The 16,145-nt window shown below is 65.4% G+C and carries 10 protein-coding genes, 1 tRNA gene and 1 pseudogene; 6 read left to right on the top strand and 6 right to left on the bottom strand.

Going from position 1 to position 16,145, the window contains the following annotated elements:
- Window positions 1-4 precede the first annotated feature (4 nt).
- Complete coding sequence (locus DI624_RS08330) at window positions 5-505, bottom strand: cytochrome c family protein (RefSeq protein WP_291537321.1); 501 nt, start codon at window positions 503-505, stop codon at window positions 5-7.
- A gap of 151 nt (window positions 506-656) precedes the next feature.
- On the opposite strand from DI624_RS08330, the gene DI624_RS08325 reads away from it, so the two are divergent.
- The 3 genes from DI624_RS08325 to DI624_RS08315 are packed head-to-tail and all read left to right on the top strand — an operon-like array spanning window position 657 to window position 3,589.
- Entirely contained in the window at window positions 657-923 is a 267-nt protein-coding gene (locus DI624_RS08325; protein WP_291537320.1) for a FeoA family protein, read from the top strand.
- The gene (locus DI624_RS08320; protein WP_291537319.1) at window positions 923-2,791 is read left to right on the top strand and encodes a ferrous iron transporter B; all 1,869 of its coding nucleotides are present in this window, start codon (window positions 923-925) and stop codon (window positions 2,789-2,791) included. Before DI624_RS08325 ends, DI624_RS08320 begins: the two co-directional genes overlap by 1 nt.
- A 33-nt stretch (window positions 2,792-2,824) precedes the next feature.
- Window positions 2,825-3,589: an A24 family peptidase gene (locus DI624_RS08315; protein ID WP_291537318.1), complete on the top strand. Its 765-nt coding sequence runs from the start codon at window positions 2,825-2,827 to the stop codon at window positions 3,587-3,589.
- On the opposite strand, the gene DI624_RS08310 is transcribed toward DI624_RS08315, so the two are convergent.
- Both DI624_RS08310 and DI624_RS08305 read right to left on the bottom strand, forming a co-directional pair.
- The gene (locus DI624_RS08310; protein ID WP_291537317.1) at window positions 3,586-4,212 is read right to left on the bottom strand and encodes a TetR/AcrR family transcriptional regulator; all 627 of its coding nucleotides are present in this window, start codon (window positions 4,210-4,212) and stop codon (window positions 3,586-3,588) included. The genes DI624_RS08315 and DI624_RS08310 overlap by 4 nt on opposite strands.
- Before the next feature lie 20 nt (window positions 4,213-4,232).
- Window positions 4,233-4,308: transfer RNA gene (locus tag DI624_RS08305), tRNA-Thr, on the bottom strand.
- A gap of 283 nt (window positions 4,309-4,591) precedes the next feature.
- On the opposite strand from DI624_RS08305, the pseudogene DI624_RS08300 reads away from it, so the two are divergent.
- The 3 genes and pseudogenes from DI624_RS08300 to DI624_RS08290 all read left to right on the top strand — a co-directional run.
- Window positions 4,592-5,068, top strand: a pseudogene (locus DI624_RS08300) (transposase); the annotation flags it as partial.
- A 315-nt stretch (window positions 5,069-5,383) separates the two neighbouring features.
- Complete coding sequence (locus tag DI624_RS08295) at window positions 5,384-6,763, top strand: VOC family protein (RefSeq protein WP_291537316.1); 1,380 nt, start codon at window positions 5,384-5,386, stop codon at window positions 6,761-6,763.
- Window positions 6,764-6,848: 85 nt separating this feature from the next.
- A complete protein-coding gene (locus DI624_RS08290; RefSeq protein ID WP_291537315.1) occupies window positions 6,849-9,662 on the top strand; it encodes a M14 metallopeptidase family protein in 2,814 nt (937 codons plus the stop codon).
- A 65-nt stretch (window positions 9,663-9,727) separates the two neighbouring features.
- Here DI624_RS08290 and DI624_RS08285 read toward each other — a convergent pair whose 3' ends face one another.
- The 3 genes from DI624_RS08285 to DI624_RS08275 all read right to left on the bottom strand — a co-directional run bounded on the left by DI624_RS08285 (window position 9,728) and on the right by DI624_RS08275 (window position 16,035).
- Complete coding sequence (locus DI624_RS08285; RefSeq protein WP_291537314.1) at window positions 9,728-11,431, bottom strand: putative 2OG-Fe(II) oxygenase; 1,704 nt, start codon at window positions 11,429-11,431, stop codon at window positions 9,728-9,730.
- A 28-nt stretch (window positions 11,432-11,459) separates the two neighbouring features.
- Complete coding sequence (locus DI624_RS08280) at window positions 11,460-12,926, bottom strand: amidohydrolase (RefSeq protein WP_291537313.1); 1,467 nt, start codon at window positions 12,924-12,926, stop codon at window positions 11,460-11,462.
- Between the two features lie 76 nt (window positions 12,927-13,002).
- Window positions 13,003-16,035, bottom strand: a complete 3,033-nt coding sequence (locus DI624_RS08275) for a TonB-dependent receptor (protein ID WP_291537312.1) — start codon at window positions 16,033-16,035, stop codon at window positions 13,003-13,005.
- Window positions 16,036-16,145: the final 110 nt, after the last annotated feature.

Raw genomic sequence — 16,145 nt, 5'->3', positions numbered from 1 at the left:
GAAATCAGGAGGCGGGCGAAGGCTGCGGCGCGTAGCCCGTCTCCACCTTCAGGAAGGCGATGACGTCGCGGCGGTCCTTGGCGTCGGGCAGGCCGGAGAAGGTCATCTTGTTGCCGGGCAGGAAGCCGCGCGGATTCTGCAGCCAGCGGTCCAGCCGCTCGGCGTCCCAGACGAAGTCGGCGTTCCTCAGCGCATTGGAATAGCTGTAGCGCGGACGGTCTCCCGCCTTGCGGCCGAAGACGCCGTAAAGGTTCGGCCCGGTCGTATCGGCGCCGCCCTCGCCTATCGTGTGGCACGAGCGGCAGCGGGCGAAGGCGCGTCGGCCGTTCTCCAGATCGCCGGCGTCGTAGGGCGCGGGAAGGGCGGCCAGCAGGCTGGCCTTTTCGGCGTCCGTTAGAACGCGCGCAGGCTTGGCCGGAGCCGACGGGGGGACGTCCTGGCCGCAGCCGGACAGGCCCAGGACCGGGGCCAGAACAAGCGGGGCGGCGAAGGCGAGGCGGGACATGAACGGCTCCTGTTCGGCGTCTGATAGCGCAATGCGCCTGCGCGGCAATTGGTCAAGCTGTCCCGCTGGACGCGGGGGTCGCGCACCTGATAATCACTGTCAATGAACGCGGAGCCGTCGGGGGACGGCCTCGCCCGTGCGAGCGTAGCCTTTGACCGAAACCATAAAGCTGAGCCAGGCCCGACGCGGCGATCACGGCGTCATCGTCCAGGTGGGCGCCCGTTGTCATCATCAGGGCGAGGCGGTCGAATTGGAGCGCCGCCTGCTGGAACTGGGCTTCGTCGAGGGCGCCCGGGTCGAACTGCTTCACGAGGGCCTGTTCGGCCGCGATCCCATCGCCATGAAGGTGGACGACATGCGCGTGGCCCTGCGCCGCCACGAGGCCGCCAGCCTGACGATCCGCCTGGACGCCGCCTGATGGACATGGCCCTGAAGACCGCCCGCGTCGCCCTGGTCGGCAATCCGAACAGCGGCAAGACCGCCCTGTTCAACGCCCTGACCGGCGCCCACCAGAAGGTCGCCAACTACGCCGGCGTCACGGTGGAGCGCAAGGAGGGCCTGATCCGCGGTGCGTCCGGCCGGTCGATGTCGGTGCTGGACCTGCCCGGCACCTATTCCTTGCGCGCGCGCAGCCCCGACGAGGAGGTCACGCGCGACGCCGTCCTGGGGCGTCTGGCGGGCGAGGCGCCGCCGGACGTGGTGGTCTGCGTCGCCGACGCCACCAATCTGCGGCTGGTGCTGCGTCTGATCCTGGAATTGAAGGCCGTCGGCCGGCCCATGGTGCTGGCGCTGAACATGTACGACATCGCCCAGCGCCAGGGTCTGCGGATCGACCTGGAAAGGCTGCGCGGCGAACTGGGCGTGCCGATCGTCACCACGGTCGCTACGCGCAGGCGGGGCATCGACGACCTGATCGCCGCCATCGAGGCCCAGGCCGACGCCGCCGCCCTATCGGAAAACCATTGGCGCAGCCCCGACGCCGCCGAACTTCGCACCGCCGCCCGCGAGGCCGAGCGGATCATGAAGGCCTGCGTCCTTCCGCCCGAACGACCCGACACCCTGACGGGCAGGATCGATTCCGTCCTGCTGCATCCGGTGGGCGGTCTGCTGATTCTGTTCGCCCTGCTATTCCTCATGTTCCAGGCGGTGTTCAGCTGGGCTGCGCCTCTGATGGACGGCATCGAGGCCGGCATCGGCTGGCTGGGCGGTCTGGTCGCCATGGCCCTTCCAGACGGTCTGCTGCAAAGCCTGATCGTGGACGGCATCATTTCCGGCGTCGGCAGCGTGCTGGTCTTCCTGCCGCAGATCCTGATCCTGTTCCTGTTCATCATCGCCCTGGAAGACTTCGGCTATATGGCCCGTGCGGCCTTCCTGATGGACAGGATCATGGGCGGAGCGGGGCTGCACGGCCGCGCCTTCATTCCGCTGTTGTCCAGCTTCGCCTGCGCCATTCCGGGCGTGATGGCGGCGCGGGTGATCGATTCCAAGCGCGACCGCCTGACCACCATACTGGTCGCGCCCCTGATGACCTGCTCGGCACGCATTCCCGTCTATACGCTGATCATCGCCGCCTTCATTCCCAACGAACGGGTGTGGGGCTTCGCCAATCTGCAGGGGCTGGTGATGTTCGGTCTCTACGCCGCCGGCATCCTCAGCGCGCTTTTGGTGTCGCTGGTGATCCGCAAGGTGTTCTGGCGCGGCGCGGTCGAGCCGTTCATGATGGAGCTGCCGACCTACAAGGTTCCAGACCTGAAGAGCGTCGGTTTCAACCTGTGGCTCCGGGCCAGGATATTTCTGAACCGGGCGGGGCGGATCATCCTGCCGGCCGTGATCATCCTGTGGGTCCTGGCGACGTTTCCCTATCCGCCTGAAAACGCCACCCTGCCGGCCATCGACTATTCGTTCGCCGGCATGATCGGGCGGGCGCTGGAGCCGATCTTCGCGCCCATCGGCTTCAATTGGCAGATGGTGATCGCCCTGATTCCCGGCATGGCGGCGCGCGAGGTCGCGGTGGCGGCGCTGGGCACCACCTACGCCATCGCGGACGCGGAGAACGCGACGGGCCTGCTGGCTTCGACCCTGGCGTCGCACTGGTCGCTGGCCACGGCCCTGTCCTTCCTAGCCTGGTATATCTTCGCGCCCCAGTGCGTGGCGACCCTGGGCGTGGTGCGGCGCGAGACGAACTCGCTGAAATGGACCTGGATCATGATCGGCTACATGTTCGGTCTGGCCTATCTGGCGTCGCTGATCACCTATCATGTGGCGGCGGCGCTCGGCGGCGGCTAAACGCCCAGGGGTCGTCGTCGTCTGGACCCTTCCATGAACCCTGTGACCGCCGCCGTCGTTCTGGGCGTTCTGGGCCTGATCGTCGGCGGTTTCGTCGCCGAGGTCAGCGTACGCCTGCCGCGTGACGAGAACATCGTCGCCGCCCCCTCGCGGCGCCGGTGCTGCGGCCAGAGGCGGCGGCCCTGGGAGCGTGTTCCGGTGTTCGGCTGGCTGGCGTCGCGCGGCCGGTGCGCCCGCTGCCAGACGCGGATTTCCCGCCGCTATCCGCTGATCGAACTGGCGGCGAGCGCGATCGGCGTATGGGCGGCGCTCTGGGCGTCGGGCAGCGGCGCATCGGTCCTCATGATGGCGGCGACGGCGGTCCTGGGCTGGCAGTTGCTGCTGATCGCCATTGTCGACGGCGAGAATTTCTGGCTGCCCGACATACTGACCCTGCCGCTGATCGCCACCGGCCTGGTCGTCGCCATCGCCACGGGATGGGACGTCGTCCTGTCGCATCTGATCGGCGCGGCGGCCGGGTTCGGGGGGCTGCGGCTGGTCGGTTGGCTGTATCAGGCCGTGCGCAAGCGCCAGGGATTGGGCGGCGGCGACCCGTTCCTGTTCGCCGGGGCTGGGGCCTGGGTGGGATGGCTCGGCCTGCCCAGCGTCTTGTTGTGGGCGTGCGCGGTCGGTCTCAGCCTGGTGTTTGTGCTGTTGGTGGTGCGCCGGTCGGTCGGGGCGACGGAGAAGCTGCCGTTCGGCGTCGTCCTGGCGGTCGGGATCTGGCTGACTTGGCTTTATGGCCCTCTGGGGCTCTAGCGGCCCGTCGTCAGCTTGACGACGATGATCGCCGCCGTGTCCAGTATGGCTTCCGGCGTATCGGCGCGGCGCAACAGGTCGAAGCTGGCTGCGGTCGATTCGACGATGGACGCGATCTGATAGGAGGCCAGGCGGGGGTTGTAGTCCCTGGGGTGCAGGCCGCTGGCGTGGGCCTGGGCGACGCGGCGTTCGATGGCCAGATGCAGCCGTCGCAGGCGGCGCACGCGGCTTTCGACGAAGGCGACGTCGCCGTTGTCGGCCAGCATATGTTCGACCCGCAGCACCTGCCCGTGGTTCCGCCAGATCGCCATCACGTCCAGGATGAAGGCGCGGGCGATGACGAAGGCCTTGTCGCCAGGCCAGTCGGCCTGAAAATGCGCCGCCAGACCCTGGAAATCGGCCGCCGCGACTTCGCACAGAGCCAGAACAGGCTCTTCGACCGTCTTGAAATAGGTATAGAAATTTGATGGCGACACCCCGGCGGCTGAGGCCAGGTCTGCGACGCGAATTTCGCCGTAATGTCGCTCGTTCAACAGGCGTCGGGTCGCGTCGAGGATCGCCTGGCGGGTTCTGCCGCCGCGCGCGCCGATCTTGTGGCCCAGCTTGTTCGTCGTGTCGGCCATTGCCCCGGATGGTCGAAAGATGGTGCCGGTTGCAGGAATCGAACCCGCGACATCCAGTTTACAAAACTGGCGCTCTACCAACTGAGCTAAACCGGCCCACGCCTGCGGCGTCCGGCTGTTATGTCCAGCCTGGGGCCGAGACGCAAGCGGCCGATCCGGTTTTGCATAAAGCCGGCGGCCTGCTTTTCGTCATGACCGCCGAACGGCGAAGGCGTCCATCAACCTATACAAAATCGTTGGCGGTGGTGTCAGGCCAACGACGAAAAGTCTCCACTCGGCGCGGGTCGCCATGGTCGATGAGCCTCAAGAGGCAAGCGCCTTCCGCTCGGCCAGGGTCGCCGCCAATCTGCGCCGTCGCCGCGACCGACCAACGGGCTGTTGGCATCTGGATGAGGCGGTCGTGAAGATCGGCGGACGACGCATGTATCTGTGGCGTGCCGTCGATGACGAGGGCGAAGTCCTGGACGTCCTGGTCCAGAAGCGACGGAACAAGCACGCGGCGTTAAAGCTGTTGCGCCGCCTGCTTCGCAATATCGGGATCCATCCCGAAACGATCATCACGGACAAGCTCGCGTCGTATCGAGCGGCGATGAAAGTCCTGCATCTTCAAACCCGTCACATACCTGGCGGGATGCGGGAGAATAATCGGGCCGAGAACTCTCACCTCGTGATCCGATGACGGGAGCAGAAGCAGCAGAGGTTCAAATCGCAGCGTTCAGCCCAGAGATTCCTCTCCGTCCACGGTCCGATCTACAACGCCTTTAACCTCCAGCCCCACCTGATCTCGCGACCTGGCCTTCGTATTCTGCGAGGCCACGCCGAGGCCGCTTGGGCGGCCGCGACCCAAGCGGCCTGAAAGCGGGTAAGGCGAAGAGCATTCTGCAGCCAGACCGACTTAACGTGTCAGTTCCGCCAGGGCGACGCCCGCCATAAGATATTAGAGCGATCCGCCGTTTGCATCCGGGAAGACGAGCTTGTTACCACAAGGGCCTGCGCGGCGACCCGGTCCTCCATCACCTGCCCGAGCCCCGGCGGAAGGACGTCGTCCCGGCCCCTGCAGGGGCAGGTCAATGTCACCGATTATGAACCGTGATCACTCCATAAATTAATCCCATTTGGGGCTTCGCGAGATGCCCATTATTCGCTGACTTTTCCAGTAAATGGCGCAGAGATGGTCGGCACAGGGTTTCTCTATCGCGACGAGATCAGAGGGCGCTTCTCCGAAGCGCTTTCCCGCATGTATCGGGAAGAGGTTCCTCAGTATTCGGTGCTCATGTCGCTCGTCGCGAGCATCAATGCCGATGTGTTGGCCGCAGATCAGGATTTCGAGCGACGACTGAAGAGTTCCGGTGATCTGGATCGTTTGTCCGAGGAACGGCACGGGGCTATCCGGGTCGGCACGCCTGCGGAACTGGCGATGATCGGGCGGGCCTTTGCGGTCATGGGCATGTTCCCGGTCAGCTACTACAACCTGGCGCCCGCCGGGGTGCCCGTGCATTCGACAGCGTTTCGCCCGATTGAGATCGAGGCGTTGCGCCGCAATCCGTTCCGGGTGTTCACCTCCCTCCTGCGGCTGGAGTTGATCGAGGACGAGGCCCTTCGCGAGGAAGCTCTCGTCACACTCGGGCGTCGGGAAATCTTCAATCCCGAAACCGTCGAACTGATCCAGATCAGCGAACGCGAGGGTGGTCTCGGGCCGGATCAGGCGGATCGCTTCGTCGAGACCCTGCTCGACACCTTCCGCTGGCATATGCACGCCACGGTCAGCGCGCCGACCCATGAGCGGTTGCTCAAGGCGCATCGACTGATCGCCGACGTCGTGAGTTTCCGGGGGCCGCATATCAACCACCTCACGCCGCGGACGTTGGACATCGACGCCGCACAGGCGGCGATGTCCGCACAGGGCCTGCGCCCCAAGGACAGCATCGAGGGGCCGCCTCGCAGGGATTGCCCGATCCTGTTGCGCCAGACCAGTTTCAAGGCTCTGGACGAAGCCATCGCATTCCCGTCGGACGGAGAGTGGGTATTGGGGTCTCACACCGCGCGTTTTGGCGAGATCGAACAGCGTGGCGCGGCCCTGACGCCCGCCGGAAGAGCGCTCTACGACCAGTTGCTGGCTGCGAGATCGGCAGGCCAGGGCCGCTTCGCCGAGTTCCCCGACGACTGGACGGCGTTGAGGCGACAGGAGCTGGCCTGGTTCCGCTATCGGCTGGTCGATACCGGTTCGCCCCCGCCTGATGCCATAGTCGGCGACCTCGAAGCCCTGATTTCAGCCGGCTATGTGGCCGCCGATCCCATCGTCTACGAGGACTTTCTGCCGGTTAGCGCGGCCGGGATATTCCATTCCAACCTGGGGCGCGCGGCAACGGCGTCGTATGTCGCAGCCGATCCCGCCAGGGAGGCGTTCGAAGCGGCCCTGGGGCGTCCCGTCGAGGATGAGATGGCGCTGTACGCCATGGAGCAGAACCAGTCTCTGGCGGACGTCCAGCGCGCCCTCGCACGGCCCGGAACGTCGAAGCCAGGATTCCTGCGTGAAGGGAGAGCCCGGTAGGGATCAGGTCGACCGGTCTGGCTGGACGATCATCGGCATCGGGACAAGTCGCATTTCACAACGCCAACTCTGAGGGGATAAAGAGATGACAAAGCTGAACCGACGCGCCTTGTGGCTGGCGACAACCGTGCTGGCGTTGCAGGCCGGCGGCAGTTGGGCCGCCCCGGTCGAAAACGGCTCGATCACGACCCCGCTGCAGGCTTACGGCTTCAACATCGGCGACGATTACAAGCTGGCGAACTATTCCCAGCTCGCAGACTATTGGCGGACGCTGGACGGGCAGTCGGACCGTATGCAGCTCACGTCGATCGGCCGCACCGCCGAAGGCCGCGACCAACTGATGGCGATCATCTCGTCGCCCGAAAATCTCGCCCATCTCGGCCGATATCGCGACATCGCCCGGCGCATGGCCATGGGCGAGGACATGACCGAGGCCGAGGCCCGCAAGCTGGCTTCGGAAGGCAAGGCGATCGTCTGGATCGACGGCGGCCTGCACTCCACCGAGCAGGTCAGCACCCAGCACCTGTCCCAGCTGACCTATGAGCTGCTCAGCGCCAACGATCCGGAAATGCTGCGCATTCTGGACAATGTGATCGTCCTGGTCGCCAACGCCAATCCGGACGGAAACGAGCTGGTCGCGGACTGGTACATGCGCAACGCCGACCCGGAAGAGCGCGAATTCGAGAGCATTCCGCGCCTGTATCACAAGTATGTCGGGCACGATAACAACCGGGATTTCGTGGCGTCGAACATGCCCGAGACCGAGAACGTCAACCGAGTTCTGTATCGGGAGTGGTTCCCCCAGATCGTCTATAACCACCACCAGTCCGGCCCCGCCGGTATGGTGGTCTTCATCCCGACGCACCGCGATCCCTACAACTACAACCTCGATCCGCTCGTCCTGATGGGACTCGAGAACGTCGGCGCCGCGATGAACGCGCGTCTGATCACCGAGGGCAAGCCGGGCGGCGGACAACGCACCGTCGCCCCCTACACCAACTGGGCCAGCACGACCCTTCGCGCCAACGCTCTGTTCCATAATTCGATCGGGATCATTACCGAGATCAATGGCCACCCCACGCCGGAACAACTGCCGCTTGTGCCGTCGGCCCAGTTGCCGCGTAACGACATCCCCATGCCGGTCGCGCCGCAGATCTGGCGGTTCCAGCAGGCGATCGACTACACCATGTCATTGAACCGCGCCGTGCTCGACTATGCCTCGCGAAACCCCGATCACCTGCTGTTCAACATGTTCGTCATGGCCCGCAACGGCATCGAGGCGGGCCAGACCGACACCTGGACCGTGACGCCGAAGCGGATCGCCGAACTGGAGGCCGCCGCCGCCCGCAATCCCTACACGCCCGACGTTCCCGGCTGGGGCATGGGCTATTCGCGCGCGGCGGTTGATCCGGCGCTGTATGAGACGGTGCTGCACAGCGCGGCGGCCCGCGATCCCCGCGCCTATATTCTCAGCGCCGACCAATCCGACTTCCCGCGCACGGTGGGTTTCGTAAACGCCCTGATCAAGAGCGGCATCCAGGTGCAGCGCGCCACGGCGGCTTTCACGACGGGCGGAAAGACCTATCCTGCTGGCTCTTTCGTGGTGCAGACGGGCCAGCCCTATCGCGCCATGGTGCTCGATAATTTCGAGCCCCAGAACCACCCTGACGACATTCCCTATCCGGGTGCCACGCCCAATGCGCCGCATAACGTGACGGGCTACACCCTGGCCTACCAGATGGGGATTCAGTTCGACCGGGTTCTCGACGGGGTGGACGGTCCTTTCGAGCGCCTGTCGGACGAAGTCGCCGCGCCCGCCGGCCGGGTCGTCGGCTTCGGTCGGGCGGGCTATCTGGTCAGCCACGAGATCAACAACGCCTTCGTCCTCAAGAACCGTCTGTTGGCGGCGGGAAAACAGGTCAGCTGGCTGAAGACGCCGGTTTCGGTCGGCGGCGAGACCTTCCCCGCTGGCACGATCTGGATTCCCCAGGCTGACGGCGTGCGCCAGATCGTCGAACAGGGGGTCAGGGATCTCGGCTTTGACGCTGCGGCCGCGAGCACCGCGCCGACCTCGGACAAGCTCGAGCTACGGCCGGTTCGCATCGGTCTCGTGGACATCTACGGCGGCAGCATGTCGGCGGGCTGGACGCGGTGGATATTCGAGAACTACGAGTTCCCGTTCGAGGTCGTTCACCCGCAGGATCTGGACGCCGGCAATCTGAAGGACCGGTTCGATGTGCTGGTCTTTGCCAACGGCACTATCCCGAACCCCCCGTCGCCCGATCGCCCCGAGCGGGAGCAGCCCGAGCCCCAGGACATCCCGGCCGAATATCGGGGCTGGCTGGGCAAGATCACAAAGGAAAAGACGGTTCTCCAGATCGATGCCTTCCTTCAGGCGGGCGGCTCCGTCGTCGCCGTTGGCAGCGCCACCCAACTGGCCTACCAACTGAACCTTCCGGTCGAAGACGCCCTGACGGAAACGACGGCTGACGGAACTGTCCGGCATCTGCCGCGATCGAAATTCTACGTGCCGGGCTCAATCCTCTCCAGTCGTGTCGATAACCGGAACCCTCTGGCCTACGGCATGTCGGATACGGTCGACGTCTACTACTACAACAGCCCCGCCTTCCGTCTGACCGGGCCGACCGCAGGAAGCCGGGTGTCCTGGTTCGAAGGCGAAGACCCGCTTCGCAGCGGCTGGGCCTGGGGCGCGCAACACCTGAATGGCGCCAGCACGGTTCTGGAGGTGCCTCACGGTCGGGGGCGCGTCTTCCTGATGGGCGCCGAGATCACCCAGCTCGGCCAGTCGCAGGGCACCTACAAATTCCTGTTCAACGCCCTGATGTACGGTCCCGCGATTACGGCGACCGGCGCGGCTCGGCGTTCGGCGGAGGAATAGGGGGGCGTGGGGCGGGGCCGCGCGTCGGCGTCTCTCCCCAGACCGTTCCGCCCGTGCGGTTCAACTCACGCCGGGACCAGGTCGAAGGCGATCGTCATGCGACGACCTCGGCTGAAGGGCACGGTTCCGTGCCACATATAGGATGGAAACAGCGCCAAGAGCCCGGGTTTGGGTTGGACATGGTATTCTGCCACAAGGCCTGGCGTGGTGGGGCCGCCGGGTTCGCCGAATTTCAACCAGCCCTCGGGATCCTGATCGTCGGCGACATCCGGCGTTTCGATGTAGCAGGCTGAGGACAGCCAGCCGTCGGGATGAACGTGGCTGGTGTGAAACCCGCCGGGCGACAGGCGCACCGACCACATCGACCGGATGCGATAGTCGCCGGTGTTGCGCGATCTCAGGATGTCGTCGCCCGTGCCGATGAAGGCCAGGTGGCGACGCACTGCGGCTTCTATCGCCTTTGGAAACGCGCGAACGGCGGGGGCCTCGCTACGGAGAAGGCTGGCGCTGGTCTGGGCTCCATGGCGCAGCGACTGGCCGATCGGATGGGCGGTCAGCCCGTGCAGGCCCCGCAGGGCGGCGCCGAGGTCGTGCAGATAGTCGGGCAGCGAGGCCCAGCCGTCCGGTATGTCGATCATTCCGGCCGAAACGACCGACGCATAGTCGTAGAGGGTCGCGGCGCGGGGATCTCCAAGCAGCCGCCACGCGGTCCATTGGGATGCGACGAAGCCCTGGTCGAACGGAGTGCGACGCAAGGGCTCCGCCATCGCTTCCAGGGCCGCCCCGGGCTGTCCGACGGCCAGATGGGCCTCGACCAGCGCCCGTTCCACGGCCCGGTCGTCTGGTGCCAGCGCGGACGCGGCCAGGGCGTGTTTCAATGCGACCCCGGGGTCGAGGGTCAGCGCCAGTTGCGCGGCCAGGGTCAGGGCGCCGACGTCGCCCTCAGGCGCGTCACGCATGACGGCGGCGTAGGCCCCGGCGGTATCGCCGGCGGACTGCATCAACCGCGCCCGCAGGATCCGGAGCGGCCATCCTGTTGCGTCCGGCGGGACGGCACGGTCCACGACGGCGAGCGCCGCCTCGAGATTTCCTGTGCGCATCCAGACCAGTTGCGCGTGATCCTGCAAGGCGGACACATAGTCCGGACGGCGGCGTGTCGCCTCGGCAAAGGCCGTCTCGGCCTCGTCAAACCGGTTCTGACTCTGCAGGGCCCGGGCCAGAACGAGCCAGGTTTCCGGGGTGTCGCCCAGTGACAGGGCCGCGCGGGCGCTGCGCTCGGCGTCTTCGCCCAGCCCGGCGTCACTCTGTGTCGCAGCGAGGTTGTGCAGCGGGCCGGCTTTTCCGGGGTGCAGGGCGACCGCGCGCCGACGAAGGGCGACGGCTTCGTCGTCCCGGCCCAGGGCCAGAAGGGCGCGAGCACGTTCGCCCAGCAGGGCTTCATGCGGACGATCCGCCCCGGCCGCAAAGCAGGTCGCCTCGAGCAGATCGCTAGGACGTCCCTGACTGGACATCAGTCGCGCGAGATCCAGAGCCGCGCGTTGGTGTCGGGGATCGGCATCCAGGGCTGCGCGCAGGGCGGCCTCGGCGGCCACGGCGTCGCCAACCTCCCGGCAAGCCGCCCCCAACAGGAATTGCAGCTCCGGCTGAAAAGGCCAGTCACGTGCAAGCGGTGCCAGGATGGCGCGGGCCTGGGCGAACTGGCGTCTGTTCATGAGCGCCGCCGCCGTCTGTGCGGCGGCGGCGGCCTGTGGGGTAAGTCCGCCTGTCATGCGTGATTAGGCCATGGCTTCCTCGGCGTCAGTTGGCGCCGCTATTGCCACGATAGTCCAGTTGCGGAGGACCGTCGCCGACGAGTGGACGATAGACGAAATCCGCCCCGCGCCGTTCATGCAGTTCCTCCGTCGCCGCCGCGATGGTGTCGGGGCTGGTGAACAGCTCCGCCGCCGTCAGGGCCAGGGTCTTGGCCGCCACCACAGCGCCCTTGACCCCGATACTGGACCCGGCCGCCGCCGTGTTCTGCCAGCTATGGCCCGCCGAGCCGGGCACGAAGGTCGCCGTGGACAGGCCCACGGTGGGCACGACCCAGCTAACGTCAGAGACATCTGTCGACCCGCCGGAGCCATCGAACTTCAATTGCGCCGTTTCGATCTGGCCGACCGTCGACAGGGCGGGACGGGCCGTCAGGGTCTTCTGGATTTCGGTGGCGAAGGCGGTTTCTTCGGGCGTCCAGGTGATGCCGCCGACCCGGTGCAGGTTGCGATCCATGACCGCCATCAAGGCGCCGTTCGGCATCATGCTGTACACGCCGCCGATCTGCTGGAATTCGTAACGGGTGCCCGTGCCCAGGGCCGCGCCCTCGGCGGCCTTCTTGAGCCGCTCGATCACCGACAGCACGGTGTCCGGGTTACCGTCACGCACGTAATAGTAGGACTCGGCGAAGTTGGGCACCACATTAGGGGCCTCGCCGCCGTTGGTGATGACATAGTGGATGCGCGTCCCGTCGGGGATGTGCTCGCGCATCATATTGGCCATGTTGTTCATGGCCTCGACGGCGTCCAGCGCCGAACGGCCGCGGTCTGGGGCGCCCGACGCATGCGATGAGGTGCCGTAGAAGCGGAACTTCCCGCTGACATTGGCCTTGGTCGTGCCCTGGCTGGCGCTGTTCACGGAGCCGGGGTGCCAGTGGATGGCGACATCGACATCCCGGAACAGGCCGTCGCGCACCATGAAGGCCTTCGCCGAACCGCCTTCTTCGGCGGGCGTGCCATAGACCCGAAGTTCGCCCTTTATGTTATTGGCGATCATCCACTGCTTGACGGCGATGGCGGCGTAGCTGGATGCGGCGCCGAACAGATTGTGGCCGCAGCCATGACCTGCGATCGCACCCAGTGAAGTTTCGACCGGGGACACCGCCTGTGACAGGCCGGGCAGGGCGTCGAACTCGGCCAGCAGAGCCACGACCGGCCCGTCGCCGTTCTTGAAACTGGCGAGGAAGGCGGTGGGCTGGCCCGCGATGCCGGGGGTGATGGTGAAGCCGGCAGCGCTCAGATCATGCTGAAGCAGGGCAGAGCTTTGGGTTTCCTGATAGCCGACCTCGGCAAATCCCCATATCGCCAGGGCGGTGGCGCCCAGCTGGCCGGCGCTGCCGTCGACGGCCTGGATGATGCCGGCCTGTTGCGCCTCCGGCAATTCGGCCGCCTGAACGGCGGTCATGGTCAGGGACGACAGCGCCAGTGTGATGGCAGTCAGGGTCTTGAATTTCATTTTGGCGTTCCGGTGGGTGCGATGATGGACTGCGGCGTTGGGCCGCCCTGGGGAAACAGGGCGGCCCATATTCCAATCAGAACTTCTTGGTGACTGCGATCGTGAAATAGCGGCCAACGGTATCATAGTTCTGGGAGTCATAGCTTCCGGGCGTGGTCCCGGCCTGCGGGGGCTCTTCGTTCAGGAGATTGGTGACGTTGAGCCTCAGGCTGGTGTCGTGGGACAGGTCGAACCGGGCGTTCATGTCGAACACATTGTAGGCGTCGACATTGGGGGTGGTGCTCGCCGGATTGGTGATCAGGCTGCTGTGGATCATCTCGTCGATGAATCTCCACCGCAGCCCGACGCTGGCCCAGCCGCGGGAATAGGTGATCGAGGTATTGATTTTCCACTCGGGGTGGGCGAGGCCGGCGTTGGATTCGATCGCCGTTCCCCAGGCCCCGGCGTAGTCGTAGGTCGGCGCGCCGGGCAGATCCTGGATTTCAAAGGCGCCCAGGTAGCTGATCGCCGAATTGAGCGACAGGGTTCCCTCGACGGGAATGCCGATGTCGGCCGGCGACAGACGCCAGTCGAAGACCAGGTCCACGCCTTCGACATTGAATTGTCCGAGGTTCAGCAGGGGCTGGACCGGGTTGAGCAGCAGTCCCGTGTCCGCGTTTCTCGCCAGCAACGAGCAATAGTAGTTGTTGGGATCATAGGTCGGGTTGTTTCCGCCGCTGTTGAAGCAGTAGCGAATGCTGTTGGTTACGGAAAGCGCGCCGATCGCGTCCTTGATCTTGATATTGTACCAGTCGAGTGCGACCGACATCCCGCTGAGCAAGGGCGCCTCGAACGGGGACTGGACCACGACACCGAACGAATAGGTGTCAGTGGTTTCTTCGTAGAGGTCTTCGTTGCCCCCGGTCAGGGCGAAGGCCTGCGCGCTGCCCCAGGTGAAGGTGTCGATGAGCGAGGCCGGAACGCCCTGGGCGAGACACAGGGCGCGCACCTGGGCGGCGTTGGGGTTGCTGGCCTGACGGAAGAAGCTGCGGGTGTCGCAGGGATCGCCGTTTTCGGTGGTCGGCGACGCCGTGCCGGTGCCGACGCTGGCGGTTGACTGCGGGGCGAACAACTCACCGGGGGAGGGCGCGCGCACCGACCGATTGTAGCCGCCGCGGAGCCGGACAGGATCGATCACACGCCATTCGAAGTCGGCCTTGTAGGCGCTGACCCCGCCGACGGTGTTGTAATCCGAGAAGCGGTAGCCGAGGTCCAGGTTGAATTCCTTGATGAACGGCAGGTTCGCCAGTACCGGCACCAGAAGCTCGCCATAGACTTCCGTCGTATCGACCGAGCCGCCGTTGGAGCGGAGCACGCTGTAGCCGAGAACGTCGCTGGTGAACTGGCCGTTGACCGCCTCCTGGAAGGCGCGGTCAGCATCAAAGGCGAAGGCGTTGTAGCGATAGCTGACGCCGGCTGCATACCGAACCTCGCCTGCGGGCAGGGCGAACAGACCGCCCTGGATGGTCGCTTCGGCCGAGCGCTGCTTCAGCGTATTGCTGTTCAGCGTCCGGATTGACATGTAGTCGATACAGTCCTGCGACGGGATGAAGTTGCCGAAGGGATTGAAGCCGCCGGCGCAGAATTCCGTACCGCCCGTCGGGCTGTACAGAAGGTTTCTCAGGGCGCGATAGCTAACCCCGCCCGTCTGTTCATTTACGAACTTGGCCTGACTGGCGCTGGCATAGGCTTCCCAGGTCCAGTCCTTGTAGGGAACGTCGCCGCTGAGGCCGACCGTGAACTGGTAGAGGTCGTAGGAGTAGGGCTGGTAGCGGGCGCCGGCCAGGTCGAAGGCCTTCTGGAAGGTGAAGTCCGCGGTCGGATTGGTGCGGGACGCCAGGACGGAAACCATATCCGTCCGTGCAAGGAACGGATTGGTCGAGGGCGCCGTCAGCGCATAGGTGCCGGACGCGAGCGACGGGTTCGCGATACCCACCGACTCCAGGGTGACCATCGACCCCTGGGCGAAAAAGCGGAGGGTGTCGCTGATATCGTAGTCGATGCGCGAAAACAGCGAGTAGCGTTCCATATCGTTCTGGACAGCGGCGGTGCTCGGCGACCCAAAGTTGATCTGCGTTCCAGTCGGCGAGATGTAGGCTTCGTCGGTCTCCGGATCGCGGAAGTTGCGAACCGGCTGCGTCCCGACCTGGTTGAACAGGGTGCCGTCAAGGTTGAAACCCAACTGGTTGGTGAACCGGCCGGCGCTGCCGGTCAAAGCCGGGGTGCCGTATTTATTGACGAACAGGGCGTTGACCGCCGCCAGCGTCGGCGTGTTGGCGCCGAACAGGATGGCGCCCTGCGGTGTCGTCGCGGTGGCGTTCGTCGTGGAGCGCGTAAGGAAGAAGTCACGCTCTGACTCGGTCGCGCGCTCCCTGTTGGTGTAGTCGAGCGAAAGCAGGGCCCGGCCACGTCCTTCGGCGATAGAACCGCCGGAGATGACGTTGAAGCGGAACGACTCGCCGTCGCCATAGTCGCTGATGCCGTAGGTGCTGCCGACTTCGACGCCCTGGATGTTTCGGCGCAAGCGGAAGTTGACCACGCCGGCCGTGGCGTCCGAGCCATAGACGGTCGAGGCGCCGCCGGTGATGACCTCGACGTTGCCGATCAGGGTTTCAGGAATGACGTTTAGGTCGACCGAACCGTCGGGATTGGAAGGCTGCAGGCGCATGCCGTCCAGCAGGAGCAGGGTGCGTTTGGCGCCCAGGCCGCGCAAGCTGGCGTAGGACTGGCCGCCGTTAAGGCCGGTGCTGGTGCTGCCGGTGTTGCCCTGACCGAACGAGCCCGAGAACTGCGGCAGTTGCGAGAGGGCCTTTTCAACGGTGACCTGGCCGGTGTCCTCGATCGCCTGGGCCGATACCGAAATGATCGGGCTGTTGGCGACGTAGTCCGGCCTGGCGATCCGCGAGCCGGTCACGACGATCTCGCTGACCTCGGACGCTTCCGGTTCCGCCTCGACCGGCCTTTCCTGAGCCAGCGCCGCGCCCGAGGCGAGCGCCCCGTAGGCGCAGGTTGCGACGAGTAGGCTTCTATAAGCCGCCCGGGTCCGCCGGGCTCCTGTACAAATGTGCATGATTATCCCCTTCATTCACTGACCTCTCGGTCACAGGGATGGTGTCATCTTGTCAAATATCAGCAATCAAAATCTCTTTAAATTTTAGAATAGATGATGAAATGGTTCAT

It is taken from the genome of Brevundimonas sp. (assembly GCF_003248455.1).
In the GTDB taxonomy this organism is placed as follows: domain Bacteria; phylum Pseudomonadota; class Alphaproteobacteria; order Caulobacterales; family Caulobacteraceae; genus Brevundimonas.
Note: the sequence above shows the minus strand (reverse complement) of the source record. Positions and strands in the feature narration are given on the sequence as shown.